The sequence below is a fragment of the Kitasatospora sp. NPDC059327 genome (genome assembly GCF_042752535.1).
Classification (GTDB): Bacteria; Actinomycetota; Actinomycetes; order Streptomycetales; family Streptomycetaceae; genus Kitasatospora.
The window spans coordinates 1-19,324 of the sequence record NZ_JBHYYB010000002.1; the positions used below are offsets into that span (position 1 = coordinate 1).

At 75.1% G+C, this 19,324-nt stretch carries 16 protein-coding genes; 13 read left to right on the forward strand and 3 right to left on the reverse strand.

Features of this window, described 5'->3' with window-relative positions; all coding sequences use genetic code 11:
• Nucleotides 1–104 precede the first annotated feature (104 nt).
• Together ACFXHB_RS01205 and ACFXHB_RS01210 are read left to right on the forward strand one after the other, a co-directional pair.
• Complete coding sequence (locus ACFXHB_RS01205; RefSeq protein WP_380571196.1) at nucleotides 105–578, forward strand: SRPBCC family protein; 474 nt, start codon at nucleotides 105–107, stop codon at nucleotides 576–578.
• Nucleotides 579–650: 72 nt separating this feature from the next.
• Nucleotides 651–1,073: a hypothetical protein gene (locus ACFXHB_RS01210; protein ID WP_380571197.1), complete on the forward strand. Its 423-nt coding sequence runs from the start codon at nucleotides 651–653 to the stop codon at nucleotides 1,071–1,073.
• On the opposite strand, the gene ACFXHB_RS01215 is transcribed toward ACFXHB_RS01210, so the two are convergent.
• The gene (locus ACFXHB_RS01215) at nucleotides 1,070–1,690 is read right to left on the reverse strand and encodes an antibiotic biosynthesis monooxygenase (RefSeq protein WP_380571198.1); all 621 of its coding nucleotides are present in this window, start codon (nucleotides 1,688–1,690) and stop codon (nucleotides 1,070–1,072) included. The genes ACFXHB_RS01210 and ACFXHB_RS01215 overlap by 4 nt on opposite strands.
• A 238-nt stretch (nucleotides 1,691–1,928) precedes the next feature.
• On the opposite strand from ACFXHB_RS01215, the gene ACFXHB_RS01220 reads away from it, so the two are divergent.
• The 7 genes from ACFXHB_RS01220 to ACFXHB_RS01250 all read left to right on the forward strand — a co-directional run bounded on the left by ACFXHB_RS01220 (nucleotide 1,929) and on the right by ACFXHB_RS01250 (nucleotide 11,016).
• Nucleotides 1,929–3,125: a MalY/PatB family protein gene (locus tag ACFXHB_RS01220; protein ID WP_380571200.1), complete on the forward strand. Its 1,197-nt coding sequence runs from the start codon at nucleotides 1,929–1,931 to the stop codon at nucleotides 3,123–3,125.
• 145 nt (nucleotides 3,126–3,270) lie between these two features.
• Nucleotides 3,271–4,632 (forward strand): ergothioneine biosynthesis glutamate--cysteine ligase EgtA, encoded by a 1,362-nt coding sequence (gene egtA / locus ACFXHB_RS01225; RefSeq protein WP_380571202.1) that lies wholly within the window; start codon nucleotides 3,271–3,273, stop codon nucleotides 4,630–4,632.
• On the forward strand, nucleotides 4,629–6,074 hold the full coding sequence (gene egtB / locus ACFXHB_RS01230; protein ID WP_380571204.1) for an ergothioneine biosynthesis protein EgtB: 1,446 nt from the start codon (nucleotides 4,629–4,631) through the stop codon (nucleotides 6,072–6,074). The genes egtA and egtB overlap by 4 nt, the downstream gene beginning before the upstream one ends.
• Nucleotides 6,074–6,811 (forward strand): ergothioneine biosynthesis protein EgtC, encoded by a 738-nt coding sequence (gene egtC / locus ACFXHB_RS01235; RefSeq protein WP_380571206.1) that lies wholly within the window; start codon nucleotides 6,074–6,076, stop codon nucleotides 6,809–6,811. Before egtB ends, egtC begins: the two co-directional genes overlap by 1 nt.
• A gap of 49 nt (nucleotides 6,812–6,860) precedes the next feature.
• Nucleotides 6,861–7,844, forward strand: coding sequence for an L-histidine N(alpha)-methyltransferase (gene egtD, locus ACFXHB_RS01240; RefSeq protein ID WP_380571208.1), 984 nt, complete (start codon nucleotides 6,861–6,863; stop codon nucleotides 7,842–7,844).
• 115 nt (nucleotides 7,845–7,959) lie between these two features.
• A complete protein-coding gene (locus ACFXHB_RS01245) occupies nucleotides 7,960–9,393 on the forward strand; it encodes a sugar porter family MFS transporter (RefSeq protein ID WP_380571433.1) in 1,434 nt (477 codons plus the stop codon).
• A gap of 120 nt (nucleotides 9,394–9,513) precedes the next feature.
• Entirely contained in the window at nucleotides 9,514–11,016 is a 1,503-nt protein-coding gene (locus ACFXHB_RS01250) for a nitric oxide synthase oxygenase (protein WP_380571210.1), read from the forward strand.
• On the opposite strand, the gene ACFXHB_RS01255 is transcribed toward ACFXHB_RS01250, so the two are convergent.
• The gene (locus ACFXHB_RS01255; RefSeq protein WP_380571211.1) at nucleotides 10,959–11,666 is read right to left on the reverse strand and encodes a TetR/AcrR family transcriptional regulator C-terminal domain-containing protein; all 708 of its coding nucleotides are present in this window, start codon (nucleotides 11,664–11,666) and stop codon (nucleotides 10,959–10,961) included. The genes ACFXHB_RS01250 and ACFXHB_RS01255 overlap by 58 nt on opposite strands.
• Nucleotides 11,667–11,884: 218 nt before the next feature.
• Between ACFXHB_RS01255 and ACFXHB_RS01260 the strand changes: the two genes are divergently transcribed.
• The 4 genes from ACFXHB_RS01260 to ACFXHB_RS01275 all read left to right on the forward strand — a co-directional run bounded on the left by ACFXHB_RS01260 (nucleotide 11,885) and on the right by ACFXHB_RS01275 (nucleotide 16,654).
• Nucleotides 11,885–13,033 (forward strand): acyl-CoA dehydrogenase family protein, encoded by a 1,149-nt coding sequence (locus ACFXHB_RS01260; RefSeq protein WP_380571213.1) that lies wholly within the window; start codon nucleotides 11,885–11,887, stop codon nucleotides 13,031–13,033.
• A gap of 45 nt (nucleotides 13,034–13,078) precedes the next feature.
• Nucleotides 13,079–14,266 carry a thiolase family protein gene (locus ACFXHB_RS01265; protein WP_380571214.1) on the forward strand — a complete coding sequence of 396 codons (1,188 nt, stop codon included), beginning with the start codon at nucleotides 13,079–13,081 and terminating at the stop codon, nucleotides 14,264–14,266.
• 71 nt (nucleotides 14,267–14,337) lie between these two features.
• Nucleotides 14,338–15,096 carry a 3-oxoacyl-ACP reductase FabG gene (gene fabG, locus ACFXHB_RS01270; protein ID WP_380571215.1) on the forward strand — a complete coding sequence of 253 codons (759 nt, stop codon included), beginning with the start codon at nucleotides 14,338–14,340 and terminating at the stop codon, nucleotides 15,094–15,096.
• 196 nt (nucleotides 15,097–15,292) lie between these two features.
• Complete coding sequence (locus tag ACFXHB_RS01275; protein ID WP_380571216.1) at nucleotides 15,293–16,654, forward strand: S8 family serine peptidase; 1,362 nt, start codon at nucleotides 15,293–15,295, stop codon at nucleotides 16,652–16,654.
• A 162-nt stretch (nucleotides 16,655–16,816) separates the two neighbouring features.
• On the opposite strand, the gene ACFXHB_RS01280 is transcribed toward ACFXHB_RS01275, so the two are convergent.
• A complete protein-coding gene (locus tag ACFXHB_RS01280) occupies nucleotides 16,817–18,745 on the reverse strand; it encodes a hypothetical protein (RefSeq protein ID WP_380571217.1) in 1,929 nt (642 codons plus the stop codon).
• Between the last annotated feature and the right edge of the window lie 579 nt (nucleotides 18,746–19,324).

The window sequence follows — 19,324 nt, forward strand, 5'->3', positions numbered from 1 at the left end:
TATCCCCGGCCCATTCCCCCATCGCCACAGAAACGAGTCTGGCCCCACCGCTCACGCGGTGGGGCCAGAACCCAACATCTTCATCAGCGTTCTAGAGTGCGGCCGTGGACCCCAACCACTACCGGTTCCGCGGCGTGTGGCGGCTGGCCGCGCCGCCGGCCGCGGTGTACACGGCGCTGGAGGACCTGCCCGGCTACCCGCTCTGGTGGCCCGAGATCCGCGCGGTGCGGCGGTTCGGCCCGGACACCGGCGAGGCGGTGGTGCGGGCGCTGCTGCCGTACCGGCTGGTGATCGCGCTCACCGCGGTGCGGCGCGACCCGGCGGCCGGCGTGCTGGAGGTCGCGATGCGGGGCGACCTGGTCGGGTGGTCCCGCTGGACGATCGAGGCGGACGGCGCCGGCACCCGCGTCCGGTTCGAGGAGGACGCCCGCCCCGGCCGGGCCCTGCTCCGACGCCTGGCCCCCGTCCTGCACCCGGTCTTCCGGGCCAACCACGCCGTGATGATGCGCCGCGGCCGCCGGGGCCTGGTCGCCCATCTGGCCGCGCGTCCGGCCGCCCCGCGGCCGGGCCCCGGCTGAACCGGCACGATCGGACCGCCCGTTGAACGGGGCAGGGCGCACCCGGCGCCCCCTCGACCCTCGGGAGCCCTCATGCCCGCGACGAAGCGCACCGCCCAGACCGCAGGTCTCGCCCTCGCCGGTGGCCTGGCCCTCAGCGCCTGCCTCGCCACCCTCACCGGCGGCACCGCCGCCGCCCAGGGCGCGGTGCCGCGGGCCGGGGCCACCGTCACGACCTCGCCGACGCTCGCCCCGGCGTTCATGCTGTGCTCGCGCGGCACCTACCGGTCCTACGCGATCTTCCCCAAGCGCGACAACCTGCGGACGGCGACCGCCAACCCGGGATCGTGCATCAGCCAGTCCCTGAAGGGCCAGCAGCACGAGCAGGTCGTGCTGTACGGCATCCGCCCCGACGGCAGCTCGTTCAAGATCGCCACCGACAGCTTCGACACCGCCGAGGGCGAGCGCGTCAACACGCTCAACACGCCGGACGACAACGACTGGGAGACCTTCTAACCGGTCCGCGCGGGCCGGTCCGCCCGGCCGAACAGCCAGCCGCGCAGCAGGCGGGTCACCACCGGGAGGGCCGCGTACGTCATCAGCGCGCTGATCAGCGGCGCGGTGACCAGCGCCCGGACCGCCACCGGCAGGCCCGCCAGGTGCGGGGTGAGCAGCAGGTTGGCGGTGATGGTGAGCGGGGCGATCGCCACCGTGGAGGCCACCGCCATCTTCCAGCGCACCGGTGGGCGGCCCTTCGCCGCCGACCGGGTGGTGGCGAACCAGCCCTCCATGCCGAGGATCTCGTGCCGGTGCACCTCGTGGTGGTGCCCGTCCGCGGCGGCGAAGCAGGCCGCCCGGGCCGGCGAGGCCTGCCAGGAGCGGAACGCCGCGCCGTCGCGGAAGTGCAGCAGCAGGTGCCAGGGGTCCGCCGGCCCGGCCGGGCGCAGCAGTCCGGTCCCGAGGTTGCCCTCGTGCCCGGCGGCCGCCGCGAGGATCCCCTTCGCCCAGTGCTCGAAGGCCTCCTCGTAGCCGGGCTCGACCCGCCGGGCCACGAACAGCGTGACCTCGTCGTCCGGCCCGCCCCCGGCCGCCGTGGCCGGTGCCGCCGCCGCCGTCCGTTCGCGCAGTCCCATGAGTCCCGCCCTTCCCCGTGTCCCGGTGCGTCCCGAGGTCCCCGTGCGTCCCCGGTCGCGGCCGTCCCGCAGCGTACGGCCCCGCCCGGTGTCCACGCCCGTGCCGACCGCTCCTCGGGACGCGGGCGGCGCCGCCACCTGGGGGCGCCCGGCCGGACCCGCCGCGCCCTGGTGACCGACCGGGGCCGGGCGGTTAGCGTGGCCCGGGACCGACCCCACCGCCCCCGGGAGGCCCGCCATGACGACCCCGTCGGACGACCACCGCGGCGACCGGCCGCCCGGCCCGCCCGTCGACCGGCTCGTCGAGCGGGCCTTCGACCAGTCCTTCGACCGGTCCGGCACCGGGAGCGGCAAGTGGGCCCGGGCCGGCGGCGAAGCGGCCGGCGTGATCGCGATGGGGCTGGCGGACATGGACCTGCCCGGACCGCCGGCCGTCGCGGCGGCGCTGCGCCGGCGGGCGGAGCACCCGGCCTACGGGTACACGGTGTGCGATCCGGCCGGACGGTCCCTGGTGGCCCACTGGTACCGGGAGCGGCACGCGGTGGAGATCGACCCGGCCTGGGTACTGCTGCTGCCCTTCGGGCCGCGCACGGCCGTCCGGATACTGCTGGAGGCGGTGCGTCCGGCCGGGCCGGTGCTGTTCCCGACGCCGGAGTGGGGCGGCTTCGCCCAGCTCTGCCGGAGCGCCGGACTGCCGTACCGGGAACTGCCGCTGGCCCGCGACGAGACCGGCTACCGGCTGCCGCTGGACGCCTTCGCGGCCGGCCCGGCCGGGGCGGTGCTGCTCAGCAGCCCGCACAACCCGTCCGGCCGGGTCTGGACGGCGGCGGAGGTCCGGGCGCTGGCCGGGGCCGCCGCGCGCTCCGGCGGGGTGCTGGTCTCGGACGAGGTGCACGGCGACCTCACCCACCCGGGCCGCCGCCACCCGGTGGCCGTCGCGGTGGCGGGCCCGTACCGGGACCGGACCGTCACGCTCAACTCGGTCGGCAAGACCTTCAACTCCTCCGGCATCCCGAGCTGCTTCGCGCTGGTGCCGGACGCGGCGCTGCGGGAGCGGATCACCGGGGCGATGGCCGGCTACGGCCTGTGGGAGGGCGGGCTGCTGGAGCAGGTGGCGCAGGGCGCGGCGCTGCGGCACGGCGGCCCGTGGCTGGACGCGCTGCTGCGCCACCTGAGCACCGCCCGGGACCGGCTGACCGGGCTGCTCGGCACGGCCGTCCGCTCCGCCCCCGAGGCGTCCTACCTGCTCTGGCTGGACGCCGCCGCGCTCGGCCTGCCGCCCGGCAGCGCCCGCGCGGCGCTACTGGAGCGGTGCGGTCTGGAGGCCTCCGACGGCGCCGAGTTCGGCCCCGGCGGCGAGGGTTCGCTGCGACTGAACTACGCGGTGCCGACCCCGGTGCTGGACCAGGCCCTGCACCGGCTGGAAAGGCTCTGAACGGCCCGGCATCACCCTATTGCACCACCTCTGACCTGCACGGACATCTCTTCACGAGATGTTTGCGGAGCGCCCCGGCATGGTCCGTAGCAGACTGGGCAGGGTAGACCGGGCCGCAATCGTGATCCCGAGGATGGTGAGTCCGGTGATACCCGTTCGCCCGACCAGCCCGACCAGTCCCACCGCCCGGCAGGGCGCGGATCCGCCGCCCGGCGGGGCGACCCCGCTGACCGAATCCACGGCCCGCCGCCACATGTCGGGCGTCTGCTTCAAGATCGGACCGCCCCGACTGGTCGGTGTCGAGGTCGAGTGGTTCGTCCACGACGACCGATGTCCGACCCGCCCCGTCCTACCGGAGCGGCTGCACGCCGCACTGGACTCGCTGCCGCTGGGCGGCCCCGACGGCACGTGCCTCCCCTCCGGCGCCCGCCTCACCCTCGAACCCGGTGGACAGGTCGAGCTCAGCTCCCCGCCCGCCGACGGCCTCACCGCCTGCGTCGACGACACCCGGCGCGATCTCGCCGCCCTGCGGGCCGCCTTCGCGGAGCAGGGCCTGCGGCTCACCGGAACCGGCACCGACCCCCTGGCCCGTCCCCGCGAGATGGTGCTGGACCACCCGCGCTATCTGGCGATGGAACGGTTCTTCGACTCGGCCGGGCCCTGGGGCCGGATCATGATGACCGGTACCGCCTCCGTGCAGGTCTGCCTGGACGCGGGGGCCGCCGACGGCCCGCACGCGCTGGACCGGCGCTGGCGGCTGGCCCACCGGCTCGGGCCGGTCCTGGTCGCCGCCTTCGCCAACTCCCCGCTGCTGGACGGGAAACCGACCGGCCACCGGTCCACCCGGCAGATCGTCTGGTCCCGGATGGACCCCACCCGCACCCTCGCGCCCGCCCCGGACCACGGCGATCCGCGCGAGGCCTGGACCAGGTACGTGCTGGACGCCGAGGTGCTCTGCGTCCGCCGCCCCGACGGCCTGCCGTGGACGGCGCCGGCCGGGCTGACCTTCACCGACTGGCTGCGCGGCGCCGGCGAGCGCCCGCCGACGCTGGCCGACCTGGACTACCACCGCACCACGCTGTTCCCGCCGGTCCGCCCGCGCGGCCACCTGGAGCTGCGGATGATCGACGCCCAGCCCGGCGACGGCTGGATCGTCCCCACCGCCCTGGTGACGGCACTGCTGGACGACCCGACGGCCGCCGACACCGCGCTGGCCGCGCTGGAGCCGCTGGAACGCGCCGACGGCCCGCGCCCGCCGCGCAGCGACGCCTGGCGCCGGGCCGCCACCCTGGCGGTGGCCGACCCCGCGCTGCGCCGCGCCACCCTGGCCTGCTTCGCCGCCGCCGACGCCGCGCTGGGCCGTCTGCCCGGCGCCGAGCGGCTGCGCACCGCCGTCGCCGAGTTCGCCGAGCGCTACCCCGCGCGCGGCCGCTGCCCGGCCGACGACCAGCTGGACGCCCTGCGTTCCGGCACCCGACGCACTCCCCCGGAGGAGGCCGCACCATGATCGACGACGCCCGCCCGACCGGCTCCCGCGCTGCCGGGGCGACCGGCCCGGGGGCCCGGCCGCCGGCCGCCGCCCCGCCCGGCACCGCCCCGGTCTCGCTCACGTCGGCCGCCCTCGCCGCACCGACCGGCCTGCCGCCCGCCGCCCTGCGCGAGGCGATCGCCACCGAGCTGCTGGCCGCCCGCGCCCGCACCGCCGCGCTGACCGACTGCGTCGAGGACCACGACCTCACCGCCCAGCACTCCCCGCTGATGTCCCCGCTGGTCTGGGACCTCGCCCACATCGGCAACCAGGAGGAGCTCTGGCTGCTGCGCAACATCGGCGGCCGGGAGCCGATGCGCCCGGAGATCGACCCGCTCTACGACGCCTTCGAGCACCCGCGCGCCGAGCGCCCCAGCCTGCCGCTGCTGCCGCCCGCCGAGGCCCGCGCCTACGCGCACGAGGTCCGCGGCCGGGTCCTCGACCTGCTGGAGGCCAGCCCGCTGGAGGGCGCGCCGCTGCTGGACGCCGGCTTCGCCTTCGGCATGATCGCCCAGCACGAGCAGCAGCACGACGAGACCATGCTGGTCACCCACCAACTGCGCCGCGGCGGACCCGCGCTGACCGCTCCCCCGCCGCCCCCGGCGCCGGCCGACGCGGCGACGCTCCCCGCCGACGTGCTCGTCCCCGCCGGCCCGTTCACCATGGGGACGGACACCGAGCCGTGGGCCCTGGACAACGAGCGCCCGGCGCACCGGGTCGACCTGCCGGCCTTCCGGCTCGACACCACCCCGGTCACCAACGGCGCCTACCTGCGGTTCATCACCGACGGCGGGTACGACGATCCGCGCTGGTGGACCGCCGAGGGCTGGGAGCACCGGCAGCGGGCCGGGCTGACCGCCCCGCTGTTCTGGCACCGCGAGGGCGGCCAGTGGCTCCGCCGCCGGTTCGGCACGGTGGAGCCGGTGCCGGACGACGAGCCGGTGGTGCACGTCAGCTGGTACGAGGCGGACGCCTACGCCCGGTGGGCCGGGCGACGGCTGCCGACCGAGGCGGAGTGGGAGAAGGCCGCCCGGCACGACCCGGCCACCGAGCGCTCCCGCCGCTACCCCTGGGGCGACGGGCCGCCCGCGCCGGAGCACGCCAACCTCGGCCAGCGCCACCTGCGCCCGGCCCCGGCCGGCAGCTACCCGGCCGGCCAGTCGCCCTACGGCGTACGGCAGTTGATGGGTGACGTCTGGGAGTGGACGGCGAGCGACCTGCACCCCTACCCCGGTTTCCGGGCCTGGCCGTACAAGGAGTACTCGGAGGTCTTCTTCGGGCCCGAGTACAAGGTGCTGCGCGGCGGCTGCTTCGCCGTCGCACCGGTTGCCTGCCGGGGCACCTTCCGCAACTGGGACTACCCGGTCCGGCGCCAGATCTTCGCCGGGTTCCGCACCGCGGCCGACGTGGCGGCCCACTGATGTGCCGCCATCTCGCCTACCTCGGTGAGCCGGTGACGCCCCGGGAGCTGCTGGTGGAGCCGCCGTTCGGGCTCCACCGGCAGTCCTGGGCCCCCCGGGCGCAGCAGTACGGCACGGTCAACGCCGACGGCTTCGGCCTCGGCTGGTACGCGGACGGCGACACGGCACCGGCCCGCTACCGGCGGGCCGGCCCCATCTGGGCGGACGCCTCGTTCGCCGACCTCGCCCGGGTGATCCGCACCCGGTCGCTGCTGGCGGCCGTCCGCTCGGCCACCGAGGGCTGCGCGGCGGGCGAGGAGGCGGCCGCGCCGTTCGCCGCCGGGCCCTGGCTGTTCAGCCACAACGGCGCGGTGGCCGGCTGGCCGGACAAACTGGACGCGCTGGCCGGGCGGCTGACGCCGGCCGAGCTGCTGGAGCTGCCGGTCCGGACCGACTCGGCGCTGCTCTGGGGGCTGGCCCTGCGTCGGCTGCGCACCGGTGCCGGCCTCGGCGAGGCCCTGGCCGGCACCGTCGCGGACGTGGCCGCGCACACCACCGGCCGGCTGAATCTGCTGCTCACCGACGGCCGCGCGATCGCCGCCACCGCCTGGGGCGACACCCTGCACCACCGGACCCTGCCGGGGACGGGCGTACTGGTGGCCTCCGAACCCTACGACGACCACCCGGACTGGACCGTCGTCCCGGACCGCTCGCTGCTGCTGGCCGGTCCGGACGGTGTCGTCGTCCGCCCGCTCTGAACCGTCCCCTCCTCTCACCTTCACTTTTTGAACAGAGGATCCATCTGTCATGAGCACCTTCGATCTCACCCGACTGCTGCCCGCCGACCACTTCGGCACCGCCCTGCACCACGATGTGCGGCAGGGTCTGACCGCCGACCCCAAGTGGCTGCCGCCGAAGTGGTTCTACGACGCCCGGGGCAGCGAGCTGTTCGAGGAGATCACCAGGCTCCCGGAGTACTACCCGACCCGCGCCGAGCGGGCCATCCTGGACGCCCGGGCCGGCGAGATCGCCGCCGCCACCCGGGCCCGCACCCTGGTCGAACTGGGCTCCGGCTCCTCGGAGAAGACCAGGCTGCTGCTGGACGCGCTGCGCGACCTCGGCACGCTGGACAGCTACGTCCCGGTGGACGTCAGCGAGAGCGCCCTGGCCGGCGCGGGCGAGGCGCTCGCCCTGGAGTACCCGGGCCTGAGCGTGCACGCCGTACTGGCCGACTTCACCGCCCGGCTCGGCCTGCCGCCGGAGGGCGGCCCGCGCCTGGTCGCCTTCCTCGGCGGCACCCTCGGCAACCTGCTCCCCGCCGAGCGCGCGGTCTTCCTGCGCGGGCTGCGCGCCGCGCTCGACCCCGGCGACTTCCTGCTGCTCGGCACCGACCTGGTCAAGGACCCGGGGGTGCTGGTGGCCGCCTACGACGACGCCGCCGGGGTGACGGCGGAGTTCAACCGGAACGTGCTGAACGTGCTGAACCGGGAGCTGTCCGCCGACTTCGACCCGGCCGCGTTCGAGCACGTGGCGCTCTGGGACCCGGAGCGGGAGTGGATCGAGATGCGCCTGCGCTCGCTGCAGGAGCAGACCGTGAAGATCCCCGCGCTGGACCTGCCGGTCCACTTCGAGAAGGGCGAGGAGCTGCGCACCGAGGTGTCGGCCAAGTTCCGCCGGGAGCGCGTGACCGAGGAGCTGGCAGCGGCGGGCCTGCGGCTGAGCCACTGGTGGACGGACCAGGAGGGCCGGTTCGGGCTCTCGCTGGCGTCGCCGATGGAGCACCAGGTTTGACAGTTCACTTTACTAATAGGCAAGGGGACTTGTCGGGTATCCCACGTACAACACTTGAACATTGACGGGTTACGATCTCGGCTACCAAGCTCAGCGTTGAGTATCAGGAGTCAAGATCGTGAGCGTCACCCAGCAGCCCTCGGAGCCCGTGGCGGCGGAGGACCGATCCTCCGACCGCCTCGGCTTCGTCGTCTTCATCACCGCCGCCGCGGCCCTCGGCGGCTTCCTGTTCGGCTACGACAGCTCCGTGATCAACGGTGCCGTCTCCGGCATCCAGGAGAGGTTCGGCGTCGGCGACGGCGTCACCGGCCTGATCGTCTCGTCCGCGCTGCTCGGCTCGGCGGTCGGCGCGGCGCTGGCCGGGCGGTTCGCCGACCGGTACGGCCGGATCAAGGTGATGAAGGCGGGCGCGCTGCTCTTCGCGGTGAGCGCGGTCGGCTCGATGCTGCCGTTCGCCGCCTGGGACCTCGCCTGCTGGCGGGTCCTCGGCGGTGCGGCCATCGGCATCGCGTCGGTGATCGCCCCGACCTACATCGCCGAGGTCGCGCCGACCCGTTACCGGGGCCGGCTGGCCTCCTTCCAGCAGGCCGCGATCGTACTCGGCATCGCGATCTCGCAGCTGGTCAACTGGGTGCTGGCGGACGCCGCCGGGGGCGACACCCGCGGCCGGCTGCTCGGTCTGGAGGCCTGGCAGTGGATGCTCGGCATCTGCGTCGTCCCGGCCGCCGTCTACTTCGTGCTCTCCTCGATGATCCCCGAGTCCCCGCGCTACCTGATCTCGGCCGGCCGCCTGGACGAGGCCCGCGAGGTGCTCGCCGAGATCGAGGGCCGCGGCGCCGACACCGACGCCAGGATCGCCGAGATCCGGGGCCTGATCGCCTCCGACCACCGGCCGCGCTTCGGCGACCTGCTCGGCGGCCGGTTCGGCCTGCTGCCGATCGTCTGGGTCGGCATCGGCCTCTCGGTCTTCCAGCAGCTGGTCGGCATCAACGTGATCTTCTACTACTCGTCGATCCTGTGGCAGTCCGTCGGCATCGACCAGAGCAACTCGCTGCTGATCAGCTTCATCGGCTCGGTCATCAACATCCTCGGCACCGTGGTCGCGATCCTGCTGGTGGACCGGATCGGCCGCAAGCCGCTCGCCCTGATCGGCTCGGCCGGCATGGCCGTCTCGCTGGCCGCCTGCGGCTGGGCGTTCGCCTCGGCCACCGGCAGCGGCGACGGCGTCTCCCTGCCGGACCTCCAGGGCACCGTCGCGCTGATCTCCGCCAACGCCTTCGTGCTGTTCTTCGCGATGTCCTGGGGCGTGGTGGTCTGGGTGATGCTCGGCGAGATGTTCCCCAACCGGATCCGGGCCGCCGCGCTCTCGGTCGCCGCCTCGGCGCAGTGGATCGCCAACTGGGCGATCACCGTGTCGTTCCCCTCGCTCGCGCGCTGGAACCTCTCGGCGACCTACCTGGTCTACGCGGCCTTCGCGGCGCTGTCGATGGTCTTCGTGGCGAAGTTCATGAAGGAGACCAAGGGCGTCCGGCTGGAGGACATGGGCTGATCCGACAGTCGGACCTTCGGCCCTCGCACCCTAGCGGCATCCGCCGGGGCGCGAGGGCCGAATCGTTCACTCTCTGCGCAGGAGCGCACACCTCCGGTACTCCTGTTCGGCAGGAGGGATGTGTCCTTGATCTTCAACCGGCTTCGCGCCCGCAGCACCCGCAACTTCCGTCGCCCCGCGCCGGTACCGGCGCCGGCCGCGGTACCGGCGCCGGGCGGCGGCTGCCCGTTCGCCCACCCGCACCCGACCGCTGAGCCGGATCCGGCCGCCGAGCCGCCGCGCGAGCCGCAACCGCGGCCCGCCACCGTGCACGGCACCGGCGTCAGGCACCTCGTCGACCTGCCGCACGCCGAGCCGGGGCACCAGGCCGGTCCCGGCCGCCGGACCGGCGCGGCGCCGCTCACCGCGACGGAGCGCCCCACCGGCGCCGCACGGTCCGCCGACCTCGGACCCGGCTTCGGCAGCGGCACCGGCACCGGACTCAGCTCCGGACCCGGCACCGGCGGCGAGGCCGAGCCGGACACCGACGGCGGCACCGAGCCCTTCACCGACCCCGACGCGGCCGCCGACTTCGTCCGGCAGTTCCACCACGAGCAGCCCGGCGCCGGTGACCCGGTCGGGCGGGTGCTGGCCGTCCTGGACGAGATCGACCGCACCGGCACCTACCGGCACACCCCCGCCGAACTCGCCTACGGCGCCAAGCTCGCCTGGCGCAACGCGGCCCGCTGCATCGGCCGGCTGTACTGGCGCAGCCTGGTGGTGCGCGACCTGCGGCACCTGGCCTCGGCCGACGACATCGCCACCGAGTGCTTCGAGCACCTGCGAGTGGCCACCAACGGCGGACGGATCCGCCCGGTGATCTCGGTGTTCGCCCCCGACCGGCCCGGCCGCCCGGCCGCCCGCGTCCTCAACCAGCAGCTGGTCCGCTACGCCGGCCACCGCACCGGAGCCGGCTTCGTCGGCGACCCGGCCGGCGCGGCCCTGACCGCCCGCGCCCGGGACCTCGGCTGGAAGGGCGGCGAGGAGCGGTTCGAGGTCCTGCCGCTGCTGGTGCAGGAGCGGCCCGGGGCCCGCCCCGAGTGGTACGAACTGCCGCAGGACACCACCCTGGAGGTCCGGCTCACCCACCCCGACCACGCCTGGTTCGGCGAGCTGGGCCTGCGCTGGTACACGGTGCCCGCGATCAGTGACATGACGCTGGAGATCGGCGGTGTCCGCTACCCCACCGCGCCGTTCAACGGCTGGTACATGGGCACCGAGATCGGCGCCCGCAACCTCGCCGACGCCGACCGGTACGACATGCTGGCGACCGTCGCCGAGCGGCTCGGCCTGGACACCTCCAGCGACCGCACGCTCTGGCGCGACCGCGCGCTGGTGGAGCTCAACGTGGCGGTGCTGCACTCGTTCCAGGAGGCCGGCGTGACGATCGCCGACCACCACACCGAGTCGGAGCGCTTCCTGAAGCACGTCGCCCAGGAGGAGCGGCTCGGGCGGCCCACCCCCGCCGACTGGAGCTGGATCGTGCCCCCGGTCTCCGGCGGGCTGACCCCCGTCTACCACCGGTACTACGACCCGGTGGACCCGTCGTCGCGTCCCGCCTTCGTGGTGCGCGAGCCCTGGTGAGGCCGTGGCCCGGCCTCACCGACCGTCCGCTCGTACCGGAGCCGCAACCCGTCGAGCAGCGCTTCGAGTCCGGTCTCGAAGGCGCCCTCGTCGATCGCGCCGCGGTGCTCGGCCAGCCGGTGGGCCTCGCCGAGGTGCGGGTAGTCGGCGGCGTCGTACAGCCCGGCGTCCTCGGGGAAGCCCGCCGCGAACGAGGCCAGCGCCGAACCGGTGACGAAGTACCGCATCAGCGCGCCGATCCGGGTGGCCTGCCCGCGCGGCCAGCCGGCCGCGACCAGGCAGCCGAAGACGGCGTCGGCCAGCCGCAGCGCGTTCGGGCGGCGGCCGGGCCCCTGGGCGAGCACCGGGACGATGTTGGGGTGCGCGGCCAGGGCGGCGCGGTAGGAGCGGGCCCAGTCGCGCAGCGCCCCCGGCCAGGGCGCCCCGGCGGTGAACATCGACAGGTCGACCTCACCCATCACGCTGTCCACCACCGCGTCCAGCAGCTCGTCCTTGGTCGCGACGTGGTTGTAGAGCGACGGCCCGCTGACCGACAGCTCGGTGGCGAGGCGGCGGGTGGAGAGCGCGTCCAGGCCCTCGGCGTCGATGAGCCGCAGCGCGGTGGCGACGATGAGCTCGCGGCTGAGCAGGGGGGTGCGCGGGCGGGCCATCCTCGGGGTTCCTCCGGTCGAGTGGGGTGAGGACCGATTGTGGCAGGCGCCCCTTCCCAGCGCGGCCCGGTCGGGGTTACAGTCCCGGTAAAACTTGCAGCGCTAGTTTATCGGTCCGGACCCCATCGGTCCGGACCCCATCGGCCCGGACCCCATCGGTCCGGACCCCACCGGCCCGGGCCTCCCCCGCCCCGGCCCCAGCCCGACGAGGTGTCGCCATGAATCTGGAGCTGTCCGAGGAACAGGCCGCCCTCCGGGACCTCGCGGCCGCCTTCACCGACCGCGAGATCGTCCCGCACGCGGCCGCCTGGGACCGGGCCGAGTCCGTCGACCGGGCGGTGATCGGCAAGCTCGGCCGGATCGGCCTCCTCGGTCTCACCGTCCCCGAGGAGTACGGCGGCAGCGGTGGCGACCACCTCGCGTACTGCCTGGCCCTGGAGGAGCTCGGCCGGGGCGACTCCGCCGTGCGCGGCATCGTGTCGGTCTCGCTCGGCCTGGTCGCCAAGTCCGTCAACGGCTACGGCAGCGAGGAGCAGAAGCGGCAGTGGCTGCCCCGGCTCACCTCCGGCGAGTCGCTCGCCTGCTTCGCCCTCACCGAACCCGGCACCGGCTCGGACGCCGCGAACCTCACCACCCGGGCGGTCCGGGACGGCGACCACTGGCTGATCAGCGGCGCCAAGATGTTCATCACCAACGGGACGTGGGCCGACGTCGCGCTCGTCTTCGCCCGTACCGGCGGGCCGGGCCACCAGGGCATCACCGCCTTCCTCGTCCCCACCGACCTGCCCGGCTTCACCCGTACCGAGATCCACGGCAAGCTCGGTCTGCGCGGCCAGGCCACCGCCGAACTCGCCTTCGACGCCGTCCGCGTGCCCGACGGGGCCCGGCTCGGCGAGCTCGGCAAGGGCTTCACGGTGGCGATGGCGGCACTGGCCAAGGGCCGGATGTCGGTCGCGGCCGGGTGCGTCGGCATCGCCCGGGCCTGCCTGGAGGCCGCCGTCCACTACGCCGGCGAGCGCGAGCAGTTCGGCCGGCCGATCGCCTCGCACCAGCTGGTCCAGGAGTTGCTCACCGACATCGCCGTGGACGTCGAGGCCGCCCGGCTGCTCACCTGGAAGGTCGCCGACCACATCGACCGCGGCCTGCCGTTCGCCACCGAGTCCTCCGTCGCCAAGCTCTACGCGAGCGAGGCCGCCGTCCGGGCCGCCAACAACGCGCTCCAGGTGTTCGGCGGCTACGGGTTCATCGACGAGTACCCGGTCGGCAAGTACCTGCGCGACGCGCGGGTGATGACCCTCTACGAGGGCACCAGCCAGATCCACAAGCTGCTCATCGGGCGTTCGCTCACCGGCGTCAACGCCTTCTGACATCCGTCAGAGCACCCGCCCCCACTGGATAAGGAGCCCGACGACGTGCGTCCTGTCTACTTCGCCGCAGCCCGCCGCACACCCATCGGCCGGCTGCGCGGAGCGCTCGCCGCGGTCCGCCCGGACGACCTCTCGGCCACCGTGCTGCGCGCCCTGCTCGCCGACCTCCCCGCCCTCGACCCGGCCCGGATCGACGACGTCTACTGGGGCGCCGCCAACCAGGCCGGTGAGGACAACCGCAACGCCGCCCGGATGGCCGTGCTGCTCGCCGGCCTGCCCGACAGCGTCCCCGGCGCCACCGTCAACCGGCTCTGCGCCTCCGGCCTGGAGGCCGTCACCCAGGCCGCCCGGGCGATCGGCTCGGGCGAGGCCGACGTGGTGCTGGCCGGCGGCTGCGAGTCGATGACCCGCGCCCCCTTCGTCCTCCCCCGGCCCGACGAGGCGCTGCCGCACCGCATCGAGACCTTCGACACCCGGCTCGGCTGGCGGCTCACCAACCCGCGGATGGCCGAGCTGCACGGCGTCCTCTCGATGGGCGAGACCGCCGAGGAGGTCGCCGCCCGCTACGGCATCACCCGGGAACGCCAGGACGCCTTCGCGCTCCGCAGCCACCGGCTGGCCGCCGCCGCCCGCAAGAACGGCCACTTCGACGCCGAGATCGTCCCGGTCGAGCGGCCGGACGGGGTGACCGTCCACCAGGACGAGAGCATCCGGGAGGACACCGGCCCGGAGAAGCTCGCCGGGCTGAAGCCGGCCTTCCGCCCGGGCGGCACCGTGACGGCGGGCAACGCCTCGCCGATGAACGACGGCGCGGCCGGACTGGTGCTGGTCAGCGAGGAGGCCCTGGGCGAGCTGGGCCTGCGGCCGCTAGGCCGGTACGTGGCCGGCGCCTCGGCCGGGGTGCACCCGGACGTGATGGGCATCGGCCCGGTGCCCGCCACCCGCAAGGCGCTCGGCCGGGTCGGCTGGTCGGTCTCCGACCTGGAGGAGGCCGAGCTCAACGAGGCCTTCGCCGCGCAGGTGCTGGCCAGCGTCGACCGGCTGGGCCTCGACCCCGAGCTGGTCAACCCGACCGGCGGGGCGATCGCGCTCGGTCACCCACTGGGCGGCTCCGGCGCGCGCATCCTCACCACCCTGCTGCACCGGATGCGCCGCGACGGCACCCGGCGCGGCCTGGCCACCATGTGCGTGGGCGTCGGCCAGGGCAGCGCCGTCCTGGTCGAATCGGCCTGAACGCCGACCGGTTCGACCACCCGTTCCACCCGTTCCACCCCCATCGACCCATCGACATCGAAGGAGTTGCCGTGACTCGATTCGCAGGCAAGGTCGCCGTCGTCACCGGCGCGGCCCAGGGCATCGGCGCGGCCACCGCACGACTGCTCGCCCGGGAGGGGGCCGCCGTGGCGGTGGTCGACCTGACCGCCGAGCGGGCCGCCGGGACGGTCGAGGAGATCACCGCCGAGGGCGGCACCGCGCGGGCGTACGGCTGCGACGTGGCCGACTACGACGCGGTGGAGGCGGTCTTCGCCGAGGTCGCGCGCGACCTCGGCGGGGTGCACATCCTGGTGAACAACGCCGGGATCACCCGGGACAACCTGTTCTTCAAGATGACCAGGCCCGACTGGGACGCGGTGCTGACGGTCAATCTGACCAGCGCCTACAACTGCAGCCATGTCGCGCAGACCTACATGGTGGCGCAGAAGTACGGCAAGATCGTCTCGCTCAGCTCGCGCTCGGCGCTCGGCAACCGGGGCCAGGCCAACTACGCGGCCGCCAAGGCGGGCATCCAGGGCCTGACCGCCACGCTGGCCATCGAACTGGGCCCGTTCAACATCAACGTCAACGCCGTCGCCCCCGGCTACATCGCCACCGCGATGACCGCCTCCACCGCCGAGCGGGTCGGCGCGACGGCCGAGGAGCACCAGGCGGAGGTCTCCGCCCGGACGCCGCTGCGGCGGGTCGGGCAGCCCGAGGAGATCGCCTCGGTGGTCGCCTTCCTGGCCAGCGAGGACGCCTCCTACGTCAGCGGGCAGACGCTGTACGTCAATGGTGGGGCGCGCTGACCCGGCCTGACGTTGCGTCAGAAGGCCGTCCCCGGTGGTGGGTTACCTTCACCTGGGACGGCCTTTACCCTTTCCGGTGGCCAGGCGCGACCATGCCGGTGGGTACGAAATGACTATGGCATGATCATGCTGCGCTCGATGGGATGGCCGGACCACCCCGACCGACCAGGTCGGGCCCTGCGTCCCAAGGAGTCCCATGGGCAGCCCCGCCACCATCCGCCGCGCCCTGGCCCTGCTCGCCGTCGGGGCCACCGCCCTCACGACCGGCACCTTCGCCGCCCCGGCCGTCCAGCCGGCCGCCGCCACCGGCCTCGCGGGCGTCCACGTCCGCCCCGCCTCGGCCGGGCACATCAGCGCCGTCGGGCGGACCGCGCCCCTGCCCACCTCACAGTGCGTCAGCGAGATCGGCATCCACTGCTACTCCCCGCTGCAGTACCGGACCGCCTACAACCTCGACCCGCTGTACCGGGAGGGCATCACCGGCAAGGGCCGCACGATCGTCATCGTCGACTCCTTCGGCTCACCGACCATCCAGCACGACCTGGAGGTCTTCGACAAGCAGTGGGGCATCCCGGACACCCAGGTCGAGGTGGTCAAGTGGGGCAACGTCCCGGTCTTCGACCCGACCAACCCCGACCACACCGGCTGGGCCGGGGAGAGCACCCTGGACGTCGAGTACGCCCACGCCGTCGCCCCCGACGCCCACATCATCCTGGTGGAGACCGGCGTCGCCGAGACCGAGGGGACGACCGGGCTGCCCGAGATGATGGACGCCGAGAAGGCCCTCGTCAAGTCCGGCCGCGCCGACGTCATCTCGCAGAGCTTCGGCGCCACCGAGAACACCTTCCCCGGCTTCGACAAGGGCGACTACTCCTCCCTCACCGGCCTGCGCTACGCCTTCCAGGAGGCCGCCGCGCACGACGTCACCGTCCTCGCCGCCTCCGGCGACACCGGTGCCACCGACTACCAGGCCAACGGCGAGGACCTCTACCCGCACAAGGTCAACTCCTGGCCCTCCGCCGACCCGCTGGTCACCTCCGTCGGCGGCACCCAGCTGACCCTGGACGACGCGGGCCGGCGGACCACCCCCGACCGGGTGTGGCACGACAGCCGCGGCGCGGGCGGCGGCGGGACCTCCGCCGTCTTCGACCGCCCCTGGTACCAGGCCGGCGTCGCCGGTGTCACCGGCAACCACCGCGGCACGCCCGACCTCAGCATGAGCGCGGCGGTCGACGGTGCCGCCTGGACGTACGAGTCCTACGACCCGACCTCGGTCGGCTGGCACCTCACCGGCGGCACCAGCGAGGCGACCCCGATCTTCTCCGGCGTCGTCGCCCTCGCCGACCAGCTCGCCGGCCACCGCCTCGGCCAGCTCAACTGGCGCCTCTACGGCCTGGCCCTGCTCCCGCAGCAGTGGAGCGGCCTGGTCGACGTGACCGCGGGCGACAACTCCTGGGACACCGTGACGGGTTACCAGGCCGCCAAGGGCTACGACCTGGCCAGCGGCCTCGGCACCATCGACGGCGCCAGGTTCGTCCACGCCCTCGCGGGGCGGTAGGAAGACACCCCCACGCACCGGAGCGGGCGGCCGATCGGGCCGCCCGCTCCGGTGCGTCGGGCGGGAGGGGTGGCCGCTCCGGTGCGTCGGGCGGGAGGGGTGGCCGCGCGCCCTGCCGGGGCCGGGGCCGGACCGCGGGTCAGGGGGCGTCGGTACCGGCGGTCAGGGGGTGTCGGTACCGGCGGCGGCGAGCTGGGCGAGGTGGCGTTCGGCGGCGCGCAGCTTGCGGCCGTCGCGGCCCGGGAGGTGGGCGCGCAGCTCGATGATCTCGGGGGCGATCCGGATCGCCTCCGCCCGGTCGGTGACCGCCCGCCAGCAGGCCTCCGCGTTGGTGGCCGCCTGCTGGGTGTCCGGGTGGTCCGGGCCCAGGGAACGCAGCAGGGACAGGGCCACCTCGCGGTAGATGTCCGCCGCCTCGACCGACTTGCCGGCCAGGCGGCAGACATGGGCGCGGACCTGGCGCACCTGGAGCACGGGCGCGGAGACGGCGCCGTGCTCGGCGATCGCCTCCAGTTCGAGGGCGAAGGCGAGGTCGGTGGCGGCGGCGTGGTCCCCGGCGTCGGCGCTGCGGACGATCCGGCCGATCACCTCGCGGTAGTCGTCGCGGGGCTGGGGTGCTTCGGGGGCGGCCGTCGCGGTCTCGGGGGTCGCGGGCTCGGGCGTCGCGTCGGTGGGCGTCGCGGCGCTCTCCGCGGGGTCGGCCTCGGGATCGGGGGCCGGGCCGGCGTCGGCATCGCGGGCCGGGGCGGCGTCGTCGACCGGGGTCACGTCGGGAACCGGGTCGGCCACCGCGACGGGCTCGGTGACGGCCGGCACCGGGTCGGGGGCGCGGTCCGCCGGTGCCACCTCGACCGGGAGGCCGGTGGGCACCGCGTCCGCCGGCACCGCGTCCGCCGGGAGGTCCTTGGCGAGGGTCACGCCCGCCGCCGACGGGCGCCAGGCGTAGGCCTTCAACAGGTCCACCGGCCGGGCCGGCGACGGGGGCGTGGGCGCCACGCCGGGCTTCAGCAGGTTCACCGGGCCCTCGCACGGCGCCGCCGACGGTACCGGGACGGGTCGCGGTGCGGCGGCGGCCGGTGCCGGGCCGGGCGCCGGGAAGGCGGGCGCGGCGGCCTTGTCGAGGGTCACGGCAGGCCGGGCGGACGGCGCCGCGTCCCGCGGGGCGGCATCGCGCGGACCGGCGTCCCGCGGGGCCGGCGGGCGGGGCAGCAACGCGGCGGGTCGCGGGCCCTCGTACGGCACGGCGTCCGGCAGCGAACCGTCCGTACGGCGGGCGGTGTTGCGGAAGAACGGCCGGTTCGGCGCATGGGTGGCGAGGATGACGACGTCCGGGCGCAGCACCGAGTACACCTGCTGGCGCAGCTGTTCGGGGGCGAGGACGGCGTCGGCACCCGGGCGGCCGCCGTGCAGGGCCTCGATCAACGCGCGGGTGAAGGTGCCGATCTGCTCCGGGTCCGGACTGACCACGGCCCAGAGCGGCAGACCGTCGGCGAGTGGCGAGACCGTGCCCTGGAGGTAGGGCCAGGCGTTCTGATCGGCGCTCAGATCGGCGATGACCAGCGTCTGCCAGTCGGCCGGCCGGTGGCGCAGCTCGGCCGCGACGGACTGCCAGGCGATGCCGTCCTGCCGGATGCTCCCGGGCTTCGAGTCCCGCAGGGTGAGGTGGAGTTGGCCGCCGCGCTTGTCGGCGAGCAGGTGGCCGCCGAGGTGGACGAGCAACGGCCCGGGGTGCCGGGCGGCGGCGCGCAGGTGGGCCAGCACGGTGTGCGGGTCGCTGGCGCCGGGGAGGTGGACGGCGTCCACCGCGTCGGCCGCGAGGAGGACCTGGGGCGAGACGGCGGCGAGCATCGCGGACAGGACGGGCGCCTGGGTGGGGCCGCCGCGCCCCCAGGTGCGGCGGCCGGAGGTGCCGTAGCCGCCTTCGACCACCAGGATCCGCCCGCGCGGTGCGGCCCCGAGGCCACCCGGAGCGGCGGTGAAGCCGTGGGCGGGGGTGGTGCCGTGCGCGGGGGTGCCACCCGGGACGGTGAAGGACGGCGGGGTGGCGGAGGGCGGCGGGGTCGCGGAGGGCGGCGGGGTCACGACGGACATCCCGGTGACGGTCCATCCGGTGGGCGGCGCCATCGGCGCGGCCGGCGCCGGGCCGGGGACCTGGACGGGGACCTGGACGGGGACCGGCGCCGTGGCGGGGGCCGGGAGCGGGACGACGGCCGGCGGCTCGTACAGGGCCGCGGGGCCGGGTGGGTGCTCCTCGTAGGGGTTGCGCGGCGGCCGCGGCGGTCCGGCGTCCCGCGGGCCCGGGTCCGCGACGGAACCCGGGCCTCCTGGGAGAGCTGTCGACTCCGCCATCTCTGGTCACCGCCCCGCCCCGCCGCTGAGCGGCGTCTGCTGCCCTTGCCCCGTGGCGTCTGCCACCACGTCACGTCCGTCTGCGCCACCCTACGAGATCCCGGCACGCCCGAGCCAGGCCGGGTGGGCGATCACCGCTCCCCCTCGGCAGCGTGCCCGGTCGCCGCCGCTCACCCGCCTCCGTGACCGTCCGCCTCGCACGCCCCCCGCGTACGCCGTGGCCCGAACGGCCCTGGTGGGCGGCCCGGTCGGCGACCGGCCACCGGCGCGGGGCCGCGTCGCGCTCCGGCGGGTTCCGCCGGCCGGGCCGGCGGCCACCCG